The sequence below is a fragment of the Bradyrhizobium sp. I1.14.4 genome, assembly GCF_050435825.1.
GTDB lineage: Bacteria > Pseudomonadota > Alphaproteobacteria > Rhizobiales > Xanthobacteraceae > Bradyrhizobium.
In genome coordinates, this window is record NZ_JBNDLA010000001.1 from 218237 (window position 1) to 235666 (window position 17430).

General features: G+C 65.1%; 15 protein-coding genes. 10 read left to right on the plus strand and 5 right to left on the minus strand.

Annotation, left to right across the window (positions count from 1 at the left end; genetic code table 11):
* Window positions 1-4: 4 nt before the first annotated feature.
* Window positions 5-1441: a pyruvate kinase gene (pyk, locus tag ABIB78_RS00985; protein WP_429020405.1), complete on the minus strand. Its 1437-nt coding sequence runs from the start codon at window positions 1439-1441 to the stop codon at window positions 5-7.
* A complete protein-coding gene (locus ABIB78_RS00990) occupies window positions 1438-2046 on the minus strand; it encodes a DUF1036 domain-containing protein (protein ID WP_429020407.1) in 609 nt (202 codons plus the stop codon). The genes pyk and ABIB78_RS00990 overlap by 4 nt, the downstream gene beginning before the upstream one ends.
* Before the next feature lie 197 nt (window positions 2047-2243).
* On the opposite strand from ABIB78_RS00990, the gene ABIB78_RS00995 reads away from it, so the two are divergent.
* The 3 genes from ABIB78_RS00995 to ABIB78_RS01005 all read left to right on the plus strand — a co-directional run bounded on the left by ABIB78_RS00995 (window position 2244) and on the right by ABIB78_RS01005 (window position 4895).
* Window positions 2244-2546: a DUF1244 domain-containing protein gene (locus tag ABIB78_RS00995; protein WP_429020409.1), complete on the plus strand. Its 303-nt coding sequence runs from the start codon at window positions 2244-2246 to the stop codon at window positions 2544-2546.
* Between the two features lie 174 nt (window positions 2547-2720).
* Window positions 2721-2993, plus strand: coding sequence for a DUF2312 domain-containing protein (locus ABIB78_RS01000; RefSeq protein WP_029085502.1), 273 nt, complete (start codon window positions 2721-2723; stop codon window positions 2991-2993).
* A gap of 135 nt (window positions 2994-3128) precedes the next feature.
* The gene (locus ABIB78_RS01005) at window positions 3129-4895 is read left to right on the plus strand and encodes an adenylate/guanylate cyclase domain-containing protein (protein WP_429020411.1); all 1767 of its coding nucleotides are present in this window, start codon (window positions 3129-3131) and stop codon (window positions 4893-4895) included.
* Between the two features lie 32 nt (window positions 4896-4927).
* Here ABIB78_RS01005 and ABIB78_RS01010 read toward each other — a convergent pair whose 3' ends face one another.
* The 3 genes from ABIB78_RS01010 to ABIB78_RS01020 all read right to left on the minus strand — a co-directional run bounded on the left by ABIB78_RS01010 (window position 4928) and on the right by ABIB78_RS01020 (window position 10868).
* Complete coding sequence (locus ABIB78_RS01010) at window positions 4928-6517, minus strand: DUF882 domain-containing protein (RefSeq protein ID WP_429020413.1); 1590 nt, start codon at window positions 6515-6517, stop codon at window positions 4928-4930.
* A 265-nt stretch (window positions 6518-6782) separates the two neighbouring features.
* Complete coding sequence (locus ABIB78_RS01015) at window positions 6783-9071, minus strand: L,D-transpeptidase family protein (RefSeq protein WP_429020415.1); 2289 nt, start codon at window positions 9069-9071, stop codon at window positions 6783-6785.
* Window positions 9072-9377: 306 nt separating this feature from the next.
* Window positions 9378-10868 carry a sigma-54-dependent transcriptional regulator gene (locus tag ABIB78_RS01020; protein WP_429020417.1) on the minus strand — a complete coding sequence of 497 codons (1491 nt, stop codon included), beginning with the start codon at window positions 10866-10868 and terminating at the stop codon, window positions 9378-9380.
* Between the two features lie 142 nt (window positions 10869-11010).
* Between ABIB78_RS01020 and ABIB78_RS01025 the strand changes: the two genes are divergently transcribed.
* From ABIB78_RS01025 to ABIB78_RS01055, 7 genes are all read left to right on the plus strand, one after another.
* Window positions 11011-12927 (plus strand): M3 family oligoendopeptidase, encoded by a 1917-nt coding sequence (locus tag ABIB78_RS01025; protein ID WP_429020419.1) that lies wholly within the window; start codon window positions 11011-11013, stop codon window positions 12925-12927.
* Between the two features lie 273 nt (window positions 12928-13200).
* Window positions 13201-13353: an aa3-type cytochrome c oxidase subunit IV gene (locus ABIB78_RS01030; protein WP_229167891.1), complete on the plus strand. Its 153-nt coding sequence runs from the start codon at window positions 13201-13203 to the stop codon at window positions 13351-13353.
* Window positions 13354-13494: 141 nt separating this feature from the next.
* Window positions 13495-14619: a Re/Si-specific NAD(P)(+) transhydrogenase subunit alpha gene (locus ABIB78_RS01035; RefSeq protein ID WP_429020421.1), complete on the plus strand. Its 1125-nt coding sequence runs from the start codon at window positions 13495-13497 to the stop codon at window positions 14617-14619.
* A gap of 11 nt (window positions 14620-14630) precedes the next feature.
* The gene (locus ABIB78_RS01040; protein ID WP_016841609.1) at window positions 14631-14948 is read left to right on the plus strand and encodes a proton-translocating transhydrogenase family protein; all 318 of its coding nucleotides are present in this window, start codon (window positions 14631-14633) and stop codon (window positions 14946-14948) included.
* A 43-nt stretch (window positions 14949-14991) separates the two neighbouring features.
* Window positions 14992-16389 carry an NAD(P)(+) transhydrogenase (Re/Si-specific) subunit beta gene (locus ABIB78_RS01045; protein WP_429020425.1) on the plus strand — a complete coding sequence of 466 codons (1398 nt, stop codon included), beginning with the start codon at window positions 14992-14994 and terminating at the stop codon, window positions 16387-16389.
* Between the two features lie 11 nt (window positions 16390-16400).
* Window positions 16401-16565 carry a hypothetical protein gene (locus tag ABIB78_RS01050; RefSeq protein ID WP_429020427.1) on the plus strand — a complete coding sequence of 55 codons (165 nt, stop codon included), beginning with the start codon at window positions 16401-16403 and terminating at the stop codon, window positions 16563-16565.
* A 15-nt stretch (window positions 16566-16580) separates the two neighbouring features.
* Entirely contained in the window at window positions 16581-17399 is an 819-nt protein-coding gene (locus ABIB78_RS01055) for an alpha/beta hydrolase (protein WP_429020429.1), read from the plus strand.
* Window positions 17400-17430: the final 31 nt, after the last annotated feature.

Sequence of the window (17430 nt, forward strand, 5' to 3'; positions counted from 1 at the left end):
CGGGTTAAGGCTGTGCGTCGCCGTTCGGGCCGACCGAAGCGATGCGCAGCATGTTGGTGGTGCCGGGCGCACCGAGCGGCACGCCGGCGACGATGATGACGCGCTGGCCGGCCTTGGCAAAGCCGTCCCGGAATCCGATCGAGCCGGCCCGATCGACCACGTCGTCGAGATCGTGCGCGTCCTCGGCAACCACGCAATGCACGCCCCACACCACCGACAGCTTTCGCCCGGTGACGAGATTCGGCGTGATCGCGACCACCGGCACCTTCGGGCGTTCGCGTGCCACCCGGATCGCGGTCGAGCCGGATGAGGTCCAGCAGATGATCGCCGACAGGTCGAGCGTCTCGGCGATCTGCCGCGCGGCATCGGCAATGGCGTCGCCCACGGTCGGCTCGGGATCGACGCGTTGCGCGTTGATCATGCTGCGATAGGTCGGGTCGCGCTCCACTTCCTCGCCGATGCGGTTCATGGTCGAGACCGCCTCCACCGGGAATTTGCCGGCGGCGGATTCCGCCGACAGCATGATGGCGTCGGCGCCCTCGTAGACGGCGGTGGCGACGTCGGAGACTTCGGCGCGCGTCGGCACCGGCGCCTGGATCATCGACTCCAGCATCTGGGTTGCGACCACCACCGGCCTGCCGGCGCGGCGCGCCATGCGGATCATCTGCTTCTGCAGGCTCGGCACCCGCTCCAGCGGCAGCTCGACCCCGAGATCGCCGCGCGCCACCATCAGCGCGTCCGACGCATCGATGATGTCGGCGAGGCGGTCGATCGCCTGCGGCTTCTCGATCTTGGCCATCACGGCGGCGCGGCCGCGAATCATCTTCTTGGCCTCGAGCACGTCCTCGGCACGCTGCACGAAGGACAGCGCGACCCAGTCGATCCCCTCCGGCAGCGCCGCTTCGAGGTCGGCGCGGTCCTTCGGGGTCATCGCGGAGACCGGCAGATCGGTGTCGGGCAGGCTGACGCCCTTGCGGTCCGACATCTTGCCGCCGATCACCACGCGCGTGACCGCGCGGTCGTGCGAGGTCTCCTCGGCGATCAGCCGCACCTTGCCGTCGTCGAGCAACAGCGCATGGCCCGGGCGGAGCGCGGCGAGGATCTCCGGATGCGGAAGTTGGACGCGGCTGTTGTCGCCCGGCGTCTTGTCGGAATCCAGAATGAAGCTCTGGCCGTTCTTGAGCTGGGTCGACCCTTCCGCGAAGGCGCCAAGCCGCAGCTTCGGCCCTTGCAGGTCGACCAGGATGCCGATCGGCCGGCCGTAGCTCGATTCGACATTGCGGATGGTCTTGACCAGCTCCCGCATCTTGTCGTGCGGGGTATGGCTCATGTTGATGCGGAAGACGTCGGCGCCCGCCTCGAACAGCTTGCGGATCATCGCGCTGTCTGAAGAGGCCGGGCCGAGCGTTGCGAGGATCTTGATTCGACGCAGTCGTCTCATGGTTTGTTTCCGGGCGTTGCGGCTGGTGGCAGACCAGACGCGCCCGGAGGCGCTCCGCCCGGCGGCGGGTTGGGCAGGCCCGGCATCGCTCCGGGGCTTCCTGGGCCCACGCCGCCCGGCATTCCCGGTACTTTCTGCGGCTGTTGTTCGTTGGCTTCGGTCAGTTGGACGGTCCATGCACGCTGCTCGCCGGTGTCGACCTCGAAGAAGCCGGTGCGGTCGAAACCGCGCGCTAGGCAATTCTCGGTGCCCTTGATGGTGAATTCCTTGTCGCGCGAGCACATGAAGGCCTGGCCGGACCATTCGCCGCCGCGATCGTAGTCGAGACCGTAGATGTAGTAGTAGCGCGCCACAAGATTGCCGCGCAGCAGGGTCTCGCAGGTCCGCGACGACACGTTCCACCAGCCTTCCGTGGTCCAGCCCTCGGCGTCCTTGTAGCCGAGCGCGATCCCGACGCGGCTCGAAGTGTTGTTGCAGAGCCGGAAATCGGCGGCCGCCGGGCTCGTCCACAGGCATGCCGCGACAAGCGCCAGCACCGGCGGGATGCCGGCCAAGATCAGGCGGATGGTGCGGGGAGCTGAGGCGAGAGAATCTGTTGGGCTCATGCGGCGAAGCTATATCAAATCATTGAGGATTTCGCGTGCCCGGCAGGCACTGTCAACGGGCGGGCGCCCATCTCCCACGCTGTGGGACCATGGCAAGTGTAGCCGAACTGGTCCGTCTTGCGCGCGGATATGGCAAAATCTGTGACAATTCCCACCTGATATCAATATGGTGAGCGCCATACAGCGGGATCACGATAATGAGTATTGACGACAAAACCAGAACGGAACTTGAGGCGGCGGTCTTCCGGCGCCTCGTCGATCATCTGCGCAACCGGACCGATGTGCAGAACATCGAGCTGATGAACCTTGCCGGCTTCTGCCGCAACTGCCTGTCCAACTGGATGAAGGAAGAGGCCGATGCCAAGGGCCTTGCGGTGAGCAAGGACGAGAGCCGCGAGGCGGTCTATGGCATGCCCTACGAGGAATGGAAGGCGAAGTATCAGGGCAGCGCGACGCCGGAGCAGCTTGCGGCGATGAAGAAGGCCCAAAGCGGGCATTAAATCTCAGCCTCTGTGACATCAGTTCCGTGGCTGCTCGTATCTCCTGTGGGTGCGCTGTGGATGAGCGCGATGTTTCCTTGACGGAACGCGCTCCAAAATCGAGGGTCGCCCGCAGCAAGCGGTGCGCGTGGCGCGTATTCGCGCGACCATTCAACGCCATTTCAGGAGTACGCGATGGCCACCACGTCTGCCGCCGTTCAGGATGAGCCCGCAACGCGATTTGCCAAGGACCAGCTCAAGTCCATCATCGAGCGCATCGAGCGGCTGGAAGAAGAAAAGAAGACCATCTCGGACGACATCCGCGACGTCTATGCCGAGGCCAAGGGCAACGGTTTCGACGTCAAGGCGCTGCGCACCATCGTGCGCCTGCGCAAGCAGGATGCCAACGAGCGCCAGGAGCAGGAGACCATCCTGGAGACCTATATGCAGGCGCTCGGGATGCTCTGAGGCGGCAGGAGTCCGGACTGGCGCGCCGCCCGTCGAGGCGCCCGCCCAAGGCTCCAGTCGAACCTCCTATGGAGGCTTGGGTGGCATCCCGGGATTTGCTAGACTGTCCGTGAGGTAATCGGGCAGATCGTTCAAATGGACGTGCCAGGACCAGAGCGCCGGCTCGCTGCGGTCCTCGCCGCCGACATGGTCGGCTATAGCCGCCTCATGGAGGCTGACGAGACGGGCACCCTTGCGCGCCTCAAGACCCATCGGATCGAACTGATCGATCCGGCCATCGGCAAGAATCGCGGCCGCATCATCAAGACCACCGGCGACGGCATGCTGGTCGAATTCCACAGCGTCGTCGATGCGGTGCTGTGCGCGGCCGAGGTCCAGCGCCGGATGGCCAAACGCAACACCGACGTCGCGCCGGCGCGGTGGATGCAGTTTCGCATCGGCATCAATCTTGGCGATGTGATCGTTGACGGTGCCGACATCTTCGGTGACGGCGTCAACGTTGCGTCCCGCCTGGAGGTGCTGGCCGAACCCGGCGGCATCTGCATTTCGGGCGCGGTCCGCGATCAGGTCGGCGATCGGCTCGAGGGGCTGAGCTTCGAGGATCTCGGCGATCAGACCGTCAAGAACATCGCGCGCCCAATCCGGGTCTTCCGCGTCCATCTCGAATCGGATTCCGGGAGCGCTCTCGAGCAGGTGAGGAGTGCGACAGCGACGCCCGTGGTCGCCAAGAAGCCCTCCATTGCGGTGCTGCCGCTCGTCAACATGAGCGGCGATCCCGAGCAGGAATTCTTCGCCGACGGGCTCACCGAGGACATCATCACCGAGCTGTCGCGCTTCCACGATTTGCTCGTGATCTCGCGCAACTCGACCTTCGTGTACAAGGGCAAGGCCGTGAAGGTGCAGGACGTCGCGAAGGAATTCGCCGTCGACTATGTGCTGGAAGGCAGCGTGCGGAAAGCGGGCGGCCGGATTCGCGTCACAGTGCAGCTGATCGATGCCGTGGCCGACCGGCACGTCTGGGCCGAGCGCTACGACCGCGAGCTTGCCGATATCTTCGCTATCCAGGACGAGATGACGCGTGCGATCGTGGCGACGCTGCCGGGTCGTGTCGAGGCCGCCGCTCATGACCGCGTCAAGCGCAAGCCGACCGACAACATGGCGGCCTATGAGTGCGTGCTCGCCGCCAAGGTGCTGCATCACCGCTCGGCACGGGACGACAATGCCGAAGCGCAGCGCCTGCTCGAGCGGGCCATCGTGCTCGATCCGAACTACGCCCATGCCCACGCCTGGCGGGCCTGCGTGCTTGGCCAGACCTGGGTTTATAATTGGTGCGCCGACCGCGACGCGACCATGGCGCAGGTAGCCGCCGAGCTCGAGATCGCGCTCAAGCTCGACGACAATGACAGCGATGTGCACCGGATTCTCGCCGCGCTGAACCTCAACCGCGACGACCACGACAAGGCGGCCTTCCACCAGGAGCGCGCGCTCGCGCTCAACCCGAATTACGACCTTGTCGTGGTGCAGCAGGGCGAACTGCTGACCTGGCTCGGACGGCCGGAGGAGGGCATCGACTGGATCAAGCGGGCGATGCGCCTCAATCCGTTCCATCCGGAGCGCTTCTGGAGCCATCTCGGCCGGGCCTGCTATTGCGCCGAGAAATACGCCGAGGCGGCCGAGGCGTTCTCACGAATCTCGCGGCCCGATCACACCCATCACGCCTTCCTCGCCGCGACCTTGGCGCAGATGGGCGACGCGGTGGCGGCCTCAGCCCATGCCGCCGAGGTGCTGAAGCGCGAGCCCACGTTCACGGTCGCCGCGCATCTGACAACCCAGCGCTACAAGCGCGAGCCCGACCGGGCGCGCTACGAGGCCGGTCTGCTCAAGGCCGGGCTGCCGGCGTAACCGGCCGATAAAGCGATCTTGTCGGCAGAGGCTCAGCGCAGCGAGGCGGTGCGCAGCACGAAGGACTGGGTCGTCAGGAGGGCGGTCGACGAGCCCGAGAAGCGATCGCAGGTCATGCCCATCATCGGATCTTCCGAGAAGGTCATCGCGACGGAGGCCTGCGGCTTCACGAAATGAGCCCGCATCATGGTCATATCGGTGTCGCCAAGCACCGTGGTCAGCATGCTGCTGCTCGCACTCGGCGCCAGCATCACCACGCGCATCCAGACATCGTTGCCCTTGGCGGCCGAGATCCGCGCGGACGTGGTGATCACGCCTTGGCCGGGTGCGCCCTTCGCAACGACGGTGTTGATTTCGGTGCTCGGGGCCGCGGCGTTGCGGGTCGGGCGCACATTGCGCGGGATCGGCGCCGTCGCCGCGACGATGTTGGCGCGATCGACCGGCGATCCAGTCGGCACGTAGGCGAGCGCCTTGCTGAAGTTTTCGGTCGCGCTGGCGGTGGTCTGCGGATCTGCGGCGCCAACCGCTTCACGAGCCTTCAGCGCGGCGATCTGCGCCGCCGATGCCTGCTTCGGCGTCGCCGTCTCGTCACCCCAGAAGCCGCGGGCATTGATGATGTCGGCGGGCGATTCCGGCTTCGGCTCGCTGTTTTCGGCCGTCTGCACCGCCGGCTTGGGCTTCGGCATCGGGACGAGATCTGCGTCGGCGGCGGCGAGCTGGATGGCGGCGGCGAACTGCGGCTTGGCGCGCGGCATCGGAATGGGATCGGCGGATTTGGCGGGTGCGGCGGCCGCAACCACGGTGTTGGCGGCAGGCTTGTCGTTCACGGCAGCCGCGCCTTCGTCTTCATCGTCACTCGACTTGCCGCCCCCGAACAGCTTCGCGAACAGAGTCGGCTTGCTGATGGTCGCGGCATCGTCGCCATTGCCGCGGCGCTCGATGTCGGCCTTGGCAAGTTCATAGCCCTTCAGCGGCGTGCCGTCGGTCGGGACATGGACGGTGCGTCCATCGGGGAACACCCTGACCAGCTGCTCGCGGGTCATCCGCGGCCAGTGGCGAATGCCGCCGGTGTCGAGATGCACGAACGGCGAGCCCGAGGTCGGGTAGAAGCCGACGCCGCCGCGCTGCAGGCGGAGGCCGGCGTAGCGGATCTGCTCGAGCGGCACGCCCGGAATGAAGAAGTCCATTGCATGGCCCAGCATGTGCTGGCTGTGGCGCGCAACGCCCGAGGAGCGGCGGCGGAGCATGGCGTTGGTGGCGGGGGCGCGATAGGCGGAGATGATCTGGATCGGCTGCTTGCCGCCGACATCGTTATAGACTTCCCAGAGGATGTCGAACAGGTGACGGTCCATCACCGTCTCATCCTGGCTGCGCCAGTCGCGCAGGAAGTGGTTGAGCTGCTTCAGCGCGCCTTCGTCGTAGCGGCCGTCGCGCTTGAAGGTGATGGTGAGGTCTTCGCCGGAATGGGTGTGGTGGAAGGAGAGGGTGCGGGTCTGGTTCAGCGCAGTCGCATCATGCACCGATCCGGCGCCCGCCAACAGCAATAGCGCAGTCAGGCCGACTTGGGATCCGGCCTTAGGCAGCGACAGCAGATTGCAGCGGCGTGCGAAGACAGCCAGCACTTAAGAGCCCACCCAGTCGACGAGCGTTCGGTCGGCATCTTCGCAGACCCCCTGCGGAAGACGGTGAACGCTTTCTTAAAGCGGGAGGGTTAACCGAGGTTTACCGACCCGCCCCCAAGTTGGGCTTAACTAACTGGGGGAGTGTGGCAAAAGATAGCCCAGCTTCCCGACCGAGACAGGAAATGGTTAACGTAAACGATCTCGCTTTTTAAGCGAGATCGTTGATTTTGCTTCAAAATCTATCGCAATCTGGCGGCGGGGCGGATTAGCGGGTGATCACCCGGCGCTGCTGCTGGGCCTGACCGCGGCGGACTGGCTGCGGCTCCGGCTGTCCGAATCCCCCGAACAGGCGCTCGAAGAAGTTCGGTCCGGAAGAACCAAAGCCGCTGTTGTCGCCGGCGACGTTGACGCCCGGGGGCAGGCTGCTGCTCGGCGGCCGCGAATAGCTCGGCTGGGCATGCGCCACCACCGTTTCGAGATCCTTGCCGCGGCTGTTCTTGAGCAGCGACAGCATGGTGGCGTCGCGACCGTAGATGTCCCTGCGGATCTGCAGCTTGCCGGCATCGTCCACGAACGCGGTCTGGTAGGTGATGTTGACCGGAATCGGCGTCGGGAATTTCAGATCGACTTCGCTCGAGCCGTACATGCTGCGGATCCGCTCCGGCGTGTAGTGCTGGTTCGGCTCGGTGATGTTGAGCAGCACGGAAGCGTACTGATCCGGATTCTGCACGCGCATGCAGCCGTGGCTGAAGGCGCGCTCGTCCTTGGCGAACAGGTACTTGTCCGGCGTGTCGTGCTGATAAACCAGGAACTTGTTCGGGAAATTGAAGCGGATGCGGCCAAGCGCGTTGGCTTCACCCGGCGGCTGCGAGACGTGGATCGTGCCGTCGCGATTGCGCTCGAGCTTGAGGCCCATGCGCTGCAGCACCGTCGGATCCTGCTGCAGGGCCGGCAGATATTCGTTGTAGATGATCGACGGCGGCACATTCCAGGTCGGGTTGACCGTGATGTATTTCATCGTCTCGGTCAAAAGCGGCGTGGCATGCTGGCCGGGCTTGCCAGTGACGACCCGCGTGGTCCAGACCGGCGCGCCGTTCTGCATCACCCTCAGCGTATAGTCGGGGATGTTGAGGATCACATAGGCATTGCCGACACTGCCGGCGCCGAGCTGGCGCGGCAGCCAGCGCCAGCGCTCCATGTTGACGATCACGGTGTCGATCTGCCGGTCGCGCTTCGGATTGTTCAGCGCCTTGACCGTGCGCTCGTCGAGAACGCCTGATGGCTTGAGATCGACGCCGTTCTGGAATCTCTCCACCGCGCGCGCAACCGTCGCGTCATACTTCGTGCTGTCGGCATTCTCGGTGATGCCGAGCTTGCTGCGCAGGTCCGGCACGCGCGGATCGTCCATCTCGACCGCGGCCTGCTTCTTGCGCGCCGGCACGTATTTCAGCGCAGGGCCGTCCGCAATCGTGATCACCGGGCCGTCGCCCTGGCCACGCAGCTCGGCGAGCTTCTTCTTCAACTCCTTGTAGAGCTTCTGCGGCGGGTTATAGCCGTCGAGCGCGGCGGATGCGTCCTTGGCGGAAGTCACATTCGTGAACACTTCGGCCGGATCGATCGGGTGCTCTGGATAGAGAATATCAGCCGACACCTGCGACCAGTGCATGCGGCCGCTTTGGGCCTGGCGTGCATAGTCCAGCATGCTGGCCGCGAGCTTCAGCTCGGCGTCGGCCAACGCATCTGCGGTAGCAGCCGCCGCGAAATCCGGCACCGGATAATCGGCAGCATCGAGGCCGTCGGCGGCGGCATCCTTCAGGCGGGCGATGACGCCCTTGCCGGTGTCGGTCAGCTTGCCGGCCTTGATGAAAACCGGCGCGTATTCGCGCGCCGAATAGAATTTCTCGGCGGCTGCGCGCTCGTTCTTGCGATCGAAGGTACGCAGCGACTTGCTGGCGAGCAGTTCACGCAGCTTGTCGGCAACCGGCTGATCCTCGGCGGCAACATTGCTCGCGGCCTTCGCGGGCTCCGTGGCCGGAGCAGCGGCCGTGGCGGGCGCCGGAGCTGCGGCGGGCGCCGTGGCCGTTGCCGGCGCGGCGCCTGCGGCAGGCGCAGTTGCGGTGGCGGCCGCAGGCGGAGCGACCGCGGTATCGGTCTTCGGCGCATCTGTGGGCTTCGTCGCCGGCGCAGTCGCGACATCGGCGGGCTTCGGTTCGACGGCCTTTGCCGTCGTGCTCGGCTCTGCCGGCTTCGCGTCGACCGGCGTTGTGTCGACAGGCTTCGCCTCGGTCGCCTGCACGTCGGTCGGCTTCGCATCCACGGGCTTGGCTGCGTCAGGCAGCGCGGCGGTGGTGTCGGCCTTGAAATCGTTTGCGGTGGGCGGCGGCACGTTGGCCGGTTCGGGGCGCGGGATCGCAGCGTCGATCGCGAGTTCCGACGCACTGGAGCGAGGCGTGTCCTGCGCGAAGGCCGAGGTCGCGGACACCGTGAGGAAGGTCGCCGCGACAGCCATCAATACGCGGTCAAATCCTCGACGGTGGTTCGAACAGTCACGCATTTTCACACCCCCTGGGTGGAACTGCCCCTCGGATTCTGGAACAGTTCAAATCGGTATTCGGTTTCATAGCTTGCGCGAAAGCGCCGGCCACTCGATCGACTCGCACGTCTGCACGCAACGAACGCAGACGTTACATTTGCCCCTCTTATGCAGCCAGCGCCATACGGGGCAACTCACGACAAACTGACCTCGAAGCAGCTGATTTCGCTCGGGCCGTGCGTTTTTGCCACGCGGCACAGCCTTTGTCTGTCACCGCCACGACACGGTTCAAAAGGTTCCCTGGATTGGCCTTGTCGGCCTCAAGGCCTAACTGGCGTCGCTCGTGCGAGTGCCCGCCGCGGCTTCGTCGAGTTTGCGGTAGAGGGTCGAGCGGCCGATCTTGAGGCGGCGCGCGACCTCCGACATCTGTCCGCGATAATGCGAAATCGCGAAGCGGATGATCTCGTTCTCGAGATCTTCTAGCGGGCGGACCTCGCCCGCGGCATTGAGCATCGAGAGACTGCCGGCGGTGGTGAGGGCGGCAGTTGGCGGTATTTCATTACCGTAGATCATGGCAGGTGCCGTGGAGGGCGACACCACCAGCGGCTCGCCCTGCAGGGATTTGCCTTCCGGCACCGGATGCGAGGCCCCTTGCGGGAAGTCCGCCAGCCCGAGCTGGTCGCCATCGCTCATCACCACGGCGCGATACACCGTGTTCTCGAGCTGGCGGATGTTACCCGGCCAATCGAGCTGGGCGAGATGCGCCATTGCATCGCCGCTGATGCCGGTGATGTTGCGGTTCTCCTCGGCGCAGAACCGCGCCAGGAAATGCCGCAACAGGTGCGGAATGTCCTCGCGGCGCTGCCGCAGCGCTGGAATGGTCAGCGGCAGAACGTGCAGGCGATAGAACAGATCCTCGCGGAACTGGCCGGCCTTCACGAGATCAAGCAGCTTGCGGTTGGTCGCCGAGATGATGCGGACATCGACCTTGACCGGCTTGCGGCCGCCGACCGGCTCGACAGTGCCTTCCTGCAGTGCGCGCAACAGCTTCACCTGCGTGGCCAGCGGCAATTCGCCGACCTCGTCGAGGAACAGGGTGCCGCCATGGGCCTCCACGAACTTGCCCTGGTGGCGCTCGGTGGCGCCGGTGAAGGCGCCCTTCTCGTGGCCGAACAGGATCGATTCGACGAGATTGTCCGGGATCGCGCCGCAGTTCACCGCGACGAACGGCTTGGCCTTGCGCTCGCTGCTGCCGTGGATGGCGCGCGCGAACAGTTCCTTGCCGACGCCGGACTCGCCCTCGATCAGCACTGGGATCGTCGAGGATGCCGCCTTCTGTGCGGTGCGCAGCACCCCGGCCATGGCCTCGCTGCGGGTGATGATGTCGGAGAAGGTCAGCCGGCCCTCGCGGCTGTGGCGGATGCGCTGCAATTCGCCCTTCAGCGCCGACGCGTTGAGGGCGTTGCGCAGGGAAACCTGCAGCCGCTCGAAGCCGACCGGCTTGACGACGAAATCCTGGGCACCGGCGCGCATCGCCGACACGACATTGTCGATGCCGCCATGCGCGGTCTGCACGACGACCGGGACGTTCAAACCAGCTTCACGAATCTTTGCGAGGACTCCGAGACCGTCGAGGCCCGGCATCACAAGGTCGAGCACGACGGCATCGATCGCCTGCGTCTCGGATGCGGTGAGGGCCGCTATCGCCGCGTCGCCACTGTCCACGACGAGGGGCTCATAGCCGCACTTCTGCACCATGTTTTCAACCAAACGACGCTGTACTGCGTCATCATCGGCGATCAAAATGGTGGCAGCCATGGTTTTCCCCGCACGCTACGATTATTTGTCTCGAATCGGGGCACTGTCGCCGATGCCGATTAACGCACTCTTAAACGTTGCAAACCCGCTCTCATTCCACCGCCGCCGACATCTTTCCGACTGAAGTAAGGTTTCGAACAAGATGACCTCGCGCTCTAAAACTGCTTCCAACAAGTCTGCTCTCAGCAAGGCCGCTCTCCGCAAGGAAGCCGCGCTGCGCAAGACGGCCGCGCAACGCAAACCGGCTGGAGCCGGCCCGGCGGCAAAAAAGGCAGCCAACAAGACCGGTCAGCTTCCGGTATGGAATCTGGCAGATCTCTACTCAGGTATCGACGCGCCAGAGGTTGCACGCGATTTGCAGAAAATGGATGCAGATTGCGTCGCGTTTGAGACCGACTACAAGGGCAAGCTTGCCGAAAATACCGGCAGGGAGGGCGGCGGAAAGTGGCTTGCCGAGGCGGTCCGTCGCTACGAGGCGATCGACGATCTGGCTGGCCGTCTCGGCTCTTATGCCGGTCTCGTCCATGCCGGCGACAGCGTCGATCCCGCAATCTCGAAATTCTACGGCGATGTCTCCGAGCGGCTGACTGCGGCATCGGTGCACCTCCTGTTTTTCTCGCTCGAGCTCAATCGCGTTGACGATGATGTGATCGAGCGCGCGATGGCCGAACCCGAGCTCGGCCATTACCGGCCTTGGATCGAGGATCTGCGCAAGGACAAGCCGTACCAGCTCGAGGATCGCGTCGAGCAGCTGTTCCACGAAAAGGCGCAGAGCGGCTACGCGGCCTGGAACCGGCTGTTCGACCAGACCATCTCCGGCCTGCGCTTCAAGGTCGCGGGCAAGGAGCTCGCGATCGAGCCGACGCTGAACCTGTTGCAGGACAAGGCGGGGGACCGGCGCAAGTCTGCGGCGCAGGCGCTTGCCAAGACCTTCAAGGACAATGAGCGCACCTTCGCGCTGATCACCAATACGCTCGCCAAGGACAAGGAAATCTCCGACCGCTGGCGCGGTTTCCAGGATGTCGCGGATTCCCGCCATCTCAACAACCGCGTCGAGCGCGAGGTGGTCGACGCGCTGGTCGCCTCGGTGCGCGCGGCCTATCCGAAGCTGTCGCATCGCTATTACGCGCTGAAGGCCGGCTGGTTCAAAAAGAAGAAGCTGCCGCATTGGGACCGCAATGCGCCGCTGCCGTTCGCGGCGACCGGCACGATCGCCTGGCCCGAGGCGCGCAACATGGTGCTGTCGGCCTATAAGGGCTTCTCGCCAAGAATGGCCGAGATCGCGGAGCGTTTCTTCAGCGATCGCTGGATCGATGCGCCGGTCCGTCCCGGCAAGGCGCCCGGTGCGTTCTCGCATCCGACCACGCCGTCGGCGCATCCCTATGTGCTGATGAACTATCAGGGCAAGCCGCGCGACGTGATGACGCTGGCGCATGAGCTCGGCCACGGCGTCCATCAGGTGCTGGCGGCGAAGAACGGCGCGCTGATGGCGCCGACGCCGCTGACGCTCGCGGAAACCGCGAGCGTGTTCGGCGAGATGCTGACCTTCAAGCGGCTGTTGTCCCAGACCAAGAACGCCAAGCAGCGCCAGGCGCTGCTCGCGGGCAAGGTCGAGGACATGATCAACACCGTGGTGCGGCAGATCGCGTTCTACTCATTCGAGCGCGCGGTTCATACCGAGCGCAAGAACGGCGAGCTCACCGCCGAGCGGATCGGCCAGCTCTGGCTCAGCGTGCAGGGCGAAAGCCTCGGACCGGCGATCGAGATCAAGCCGGGCTACGAGACGTTCTGGATGTACATTCCGCACTTCATCCACTCGCCGTTCTACGTCTATGCCTATGCCTTCGGCGATTGCCTGGTGAACTCGCTCTATGCGGTCTACGAGCACGCGTCCGAGGGCTTTGCCGAACGCTATCTCGACATGCTCGCCGCGGGCGGCACCAAGCACTACTCCGAACTGCTGCGGCCGTTCGGGCTCGACGCCAAGGACCCGAAATTCTGGGACGGCGGCCTGTCCGTCATCGCCGGCATGATCGACGAGCTGGAGACGATGGGCTGACGCCCATCGGGCCTTCCGCCGCAGGGATTGGCTGGCCGGGCTGCAGCGCGGTCCCAACGCAGCTTCGTTCGGCGTTTTGCGCCGCACGGCATAACCTTGTGTGCGCGTTTTGGAGGATCAATCCTGCCCAAGGCGCGGCGGCGGGCCGCCGCTGGACCGCCCGGATCCGGAACGATTTGCGTTCCAAATCAGCCGATCGAGACCGCGCCGTTGCCCTGCCAACCCGTTTGCGGTAATGGCTCGCGGAACGCGAATTTCTGACTGGGGACAGCGATGGCAGATCATAGCGAAGTGGCCTATACGACCGCCGACGGCAACGACTACGTGGCACATGAGCAGACCTATGAAGGGTTTATCATGCTGGTCAAATACGGCACCATCAGCGTCGCCATCCTCCTCGCCCTGATGGCCTATTTCCTGGTCTGATCTCTGATCGGCTAGTGGCCTCGCCGTCCCGCGGCGGTGCCGGAATTCCTGTCGAGCCCGGTAGCAAATACCGGGTATCCAATCTGGCAAAAATAACGCTAGTTTGAAGACGCGTGCGCCGCGCGCGCCGCCGGAGGGCCCATGAAGATCGCCGTTGCCAAGGAAATCGATCCGTCCGAGCCGCGGGTTGCGGTTTCGCCCGATACGATCAAGAAGTTCAAGGCGCTCGGCGCCGAGGTCGCGGTCGAGCCGGGTGCGGGCGTCAAGTCGGGCTTGCCCGATTCGGAGCTCACCGCAGCGGGCGCAACCGTCAGCGCCGACGCGCTGAAGGACGCCGACATCATCATCAAGGTGAAGCGGCCCGAGGCCTCCGAACTGTCCAGATACAAGCGCGGCGCGCTGGTCATCGCGATCATGGATCCCTACGGCAACGAGGCCGCGCTGAAGGCGATGGCCGATGCCGGCGTGTCTGGCTTCGCGATGGAATTGATGCCGCGCATCACCCGCGCCCAGGTGATGGACGTGCTGTCCTCGCAGGCCAACCTTGCCGGCTACCGGGCGGTGATCGAGGGCGCCGAGGCCTTCGGCCGCGCCTTCCCGATGATGATGACCGCCGCCGGCACCATTCCGGCCGCGAAGGTGTTCGTGATGGGGGTCGGCGTCGCCGGCCTGCAGGCGATCGCGACCGCGCGGCGGTTGGGCGCCGTCGTGACCGCGACCGACGTGCGGCCCGCCACCAAGGAGCAGGTGGAATCGCTCGGCGCGAAATTCCTCGCCGTCGAGGACGAGGAGTTCAAGAACGCCCAGACCGCCGGCGGCTACGCCAAGGAAATGTCCAAGGAGTATCAGGCCAAGCAGGCCGCGCTCACCGCCGAGCACATCAAGAAGCAGGACATCGTGATCACGACCGCGCTGATCCCGGGCCGTCCGGCGCCGAAGCTGGTCACCGGCGAGATGGTGAAATCGATGAAGCCCGGCTCGGTGCTGGTCGATCTCGCGGTCGAGCGTGGCGGCAACGTCGAGGGCGCCAGGCCCGGCGAGGTGGTCGAGACCGACGGCATCAAGATCGTCGGCTACACCAACGTAGCCGGCCGTGTCGCGGCCTCGGCCTCGAGCCTGTATGCGCGCAATCTGTTCTCGTTCATCGAGACGATGGTCGACAAGGCCAGCAAGGCGCTCGCGGTCAACTGGGACGACGAGCTGGTGAAGGCCACCGCGCTGACCAAGGACGGTGCCGTCATCCATCCCAACTTCCAGCCGAAGTAAGGAGAGAAGCCATGGAGCATCTCGCGCAGGCCGTCGATCCGTTCGTGTTCCGGCTGTCGATTTTCGTGCTCGCCGTGTTCGTCGGCTATTTCGTGGTGTGGTCGGTGACCCCGGCGCTGCATACGCCGCTGATGAGCGTGACCAATGCGATCTCCTCGGTGATCGTGGTCGGCGCGCTGCTTGCGGTCGGCGTCGGCATGGTCTCGAGCGGCTCGGGTTGGGCCCGCGGCTTCGGCTTCGTCGCGCTGATCTTCGCCTGCGTGAATATCTTCGGCGGCTTCCTGGTCACCCAGCGCATGCTGGCGATGTACAAGAAGAAAGCAAAGTGAGCGGCAACCACCTCGGGGTGATGAGGGATTTGGGGGACCTGAGATGAGCGCCAATCTGTCTGCAGTATTCTATCTCGTCGCCGGCGTCCTGTTCATCCTGGCGCTGCGCGGCCTGTCGAGCCCGGCTTCGTCGCGCCAGGGCAACATGTTCGGCATGATCGGCATGGCGATCGCGGTCGGCACCACGCTGGCGAGCCATCCGCCGGCCGACGGCGTCGCCTGGCTGCTGGTCATCGTCGCGATCGCGATCGGCGGCAGCATCGGCGCGGTGATCGCGCGCCGGGTGCCGATGACCTCGATGCCCGAGCTCGTCGCCGCGTTCCATTCGCTGGTCGGCATGGCCGCGGTGCTGGTCGCCGCCGGCGCGTTCTATGCGCCCGAGGCGTTCGACATCGGCACGCCCGGCAACATCCATCCGCAGAGCTTGGTCGAGATGTCGCTCGGCGTCGCGATCGGCGCGCTGACCTTCACCGGCTCGGTGATCGCGTTCCTCAAGCTCTCGGCCCGGATGAGCGGTGCGCCGATCATCCTGCCGTTCCGCCACATCATCAACATCGTGCTGGCGCTGGCGTTGGTGTTCTTCATCGTCGGCCTCGTGATGTCGGGCAGCGCGCTCGACTTCTGGCTGATCACGATCATCGCGCTGGCGCTCGGCGTGCTGATGATCATCCCGATCGGCGGCGCCGACATGCCGGTCGTGATCTCGATGCTGAACTCCTACTCCGGCTGGGCCGCAGCCGGCATCGGCTTCACACTCGGCAACTCCGCGCTGATCATCACCGGCGCGCTGGTCGGCTCGTCCGGTGCGATCCTGTCCTACATCATGTGCCACGCGATGAACCGCTCGTTCATCTCGGTGATCCTCGGCGGTTTCGGCGGCGAGACGGCGGTGGCCAGTGGCGGCAGCGGCGAGCAGAAGCCGGCCAAGCTCGGCTCGGCGGATGACGCCGCCTTCATCATGAAGAACGCCTCCAAGGTCATCATCGTGCCCGGCTACGGCATGGCGGTGGCGCAGGCCCAGCACGCGCTGCGCGAGATGGGCGACATCCTGAAGAAGGAAGGCGTCGAGGTGAAATACGCCATTCACCCGGTGGCCGGCCGCATGCCCGGCCATATGAACGTGCTGCTGGCCGAAGCCAACGTGCCCTATGACGAGGTGTTCGAGCTCGAGGACATCAACTCGGAGTTCGCCCAGGCTGACATCGCCTTCGTGATCGGCGCCAACGACGTCACCAACCCGGCCGCGGAAGAGGACAAGACCTCGCCGATCTACGGCATGCCGGTGCTGCAGGTCTGGAAGGCCGGCACCGTGATGTTCATCAAGCGCTCGCTGGCATCAGGCTATGCCGGCATCGACAATCCGCTGTTCTATCGCGACAACACCATGATGTTGCTCGGCGACGCCAAGAAGGTGACCGAGAACATCGTCAAGGCGATGTAAGGCGGGCGGCGATGGCCCTGAACCGGGACTGGCATCGACTGCATCGCATGTCGCCCCGGGCCACGCGCGAGCAGCGCATCAAATGGCATGTCGCGCATGCGTGTGCGTGCCGGCCGGTCCTCGACAACATCAAGTCCGAGGTCGAGAAGCTGCTCAAGCCCCGCGGCAAGACATAGAAGCGGCCACCGGTGATGGCGCTGGCACTCGCAATCCTGAAATGGCTCGTGATCGCTGCGGTCGTCGTCTATCTCGGCGGGCTCGTGGCGCTGTACGTCAAGCAGCGCGAACTGCTGTTTCCGATCCCGCCGGTCGGGCGGACGGCGCCCGCCGCCGCCGGTCTTCCCGAAGCGGAAGAGCATGTCCTGACCACCGACGACGGCGAGAAGGTCATCGTCTGGCATGTACCGGCGAAGCCGGGCCGACCGGTCGTGCTGTTCTTTCCCGGCAATGGCGATTTCCTTGCCGGCCGCGTGGCCCGCTTCAAGGGCATCACGGCCGACGGCGCCGGGCTGGTGGCGCTGTCCTACCGGGGTTACGCAGGCTCGAGCGGATCTCCGAGCGAGCATGGGCTGCTGCAGGACGCTGCGGCGGCTTACGCGTTCACCACCGCGCGATACCGGGTCGAGCAGATTGTGGCCTGGGGATTCTCCCTCGGCACCGGCGTTGCGGTCGCGCTCGCCGCCGAGCATCCGGTCGGCAAGCTGATCCTGGAGGCGCCGTACACGTCGACGGCTGACATTGCCGGCGCGCACTTCTGGTATGTGCCGGTCAGCCTGCTGATGCGGGATCAATTCCGCTCCGACCAGCGAATCATCAGCGTCACGGTGCCGATCCTGATCATGCATGGCACCGGCGATCCGGTGATCCCGATCCGTTTCGGCGAGCGCCTGTTCGGCCTCGCCCATCAGCCTAAGCAACTCGTGCGCCTACCCGGCGGCGGGCACGACAATCTCGACGATTTCGGTGCGATAGTGACGGCGCGGCAATTTATCGACGCCGCAAGAGGCTGACGGCAGCGATTGTCTGTCGCATAATCGTGCC

Bases quoted from the DNA above. Each gene is read 5' to 3' on its own strand.
- pyk (WP_429020405.1), bottom strand. From the start codon at position 1,441: ATGAGACGACTGCGTCGAATCAAGATCCTCGCAACGCTCGGCCCGGCC.
- ABIB78_RS00990 (WP_429020407.1), bottom strand. From the start codon at position 2,046: ATGAGCCCAACAGATTCTCTCGCCTCAGCTCCCCGCACCATCCGCCTG.
- ABIB78_RS00995 (WP_429020409.1), top strand. From the start codon at position 2,244: ATGAGTATTGACGACAAAACCAGAACGGAACTTGAGGCGGCGGTCTTC.
- ABIB78_RS01000 (WP_029085502.1), top strand. From the start codon at position 2,721: ATGGCCACCACGTCTGCCGCCGTTCAGGATGAGCCCGCAACGCGATTT.
- ABIB78_RS01005 (WP_429020411.1), top strand. From the start codon at position 3,129: ATGGACGTGCCAGGACCAGAGCGCCGGCTCGCTGCGGTCCTCGCCGCC.
- ABIB78_RS01015 (WP_429020415.1), bottom strand. From the start codon at position 9,071: ATGCGTGACTGTTCGAACCACCGTCGAGGATTTGACCGCGTATTGATG.
- ABIB78_RS01020 (WP_429020417.1), bottom strand. From the start codon at position 10,868: ATGGCTGCCACCATTTTGATCGCCGATGATGACGCAGTACAGCGTCGT.
- ABIB78_RS01025 (WP_429020419.1), top strand. From the start codon at position 11,011: ATGACCTCGCGCTCTAAAACTGCTTCCAACAAGTCTGCTCTCAGCAAG.
- ABIB78_RS01030 (WP_229167891.1), top strand. From the start codon at position 13,201: ATGGCAGATCATAGCGAAGTGGCCTATACGACCGCCGACGGCAACGAC.
- ABIB78_RS01035 (WP_429020421.1), top strand. From the start codon at position 13,495: ATGAAGATCGCCGTTGCCAAGGAAATCGATCCGTCCGAGCCGCGGGTT.
- ABIB78_RS01040 (WP_016841609.1), top strand. From the start codon at position 14,631: ATGGAGCATCTCGCGCAGGCCGTCGATCCGTTCGTGTTCCGGCTGTCG.
- ABIB78_RS01045 (WP_429020425.1), top strand. From the start codon at position 14,992: ATGAGCGCCAATCTGTCTGCAGTATTCTATCTCGTCGCCGGCGTCCTG.
- ABIB78_RS01050 (WP_429020427.1), top strand. From the start codon at position 16,401: ATGGCCCTGAACCGGGACTGGCATCGACTGCATCGCATGTCGCCCCGG.
- ABIB78_RS01055 (WP_429020429.1), top strand. From the start codon at position 16,581: ATGGCGCTGGCACTCGCAATCCTGAAATGGCTCGTGATCGCTGCGGTC.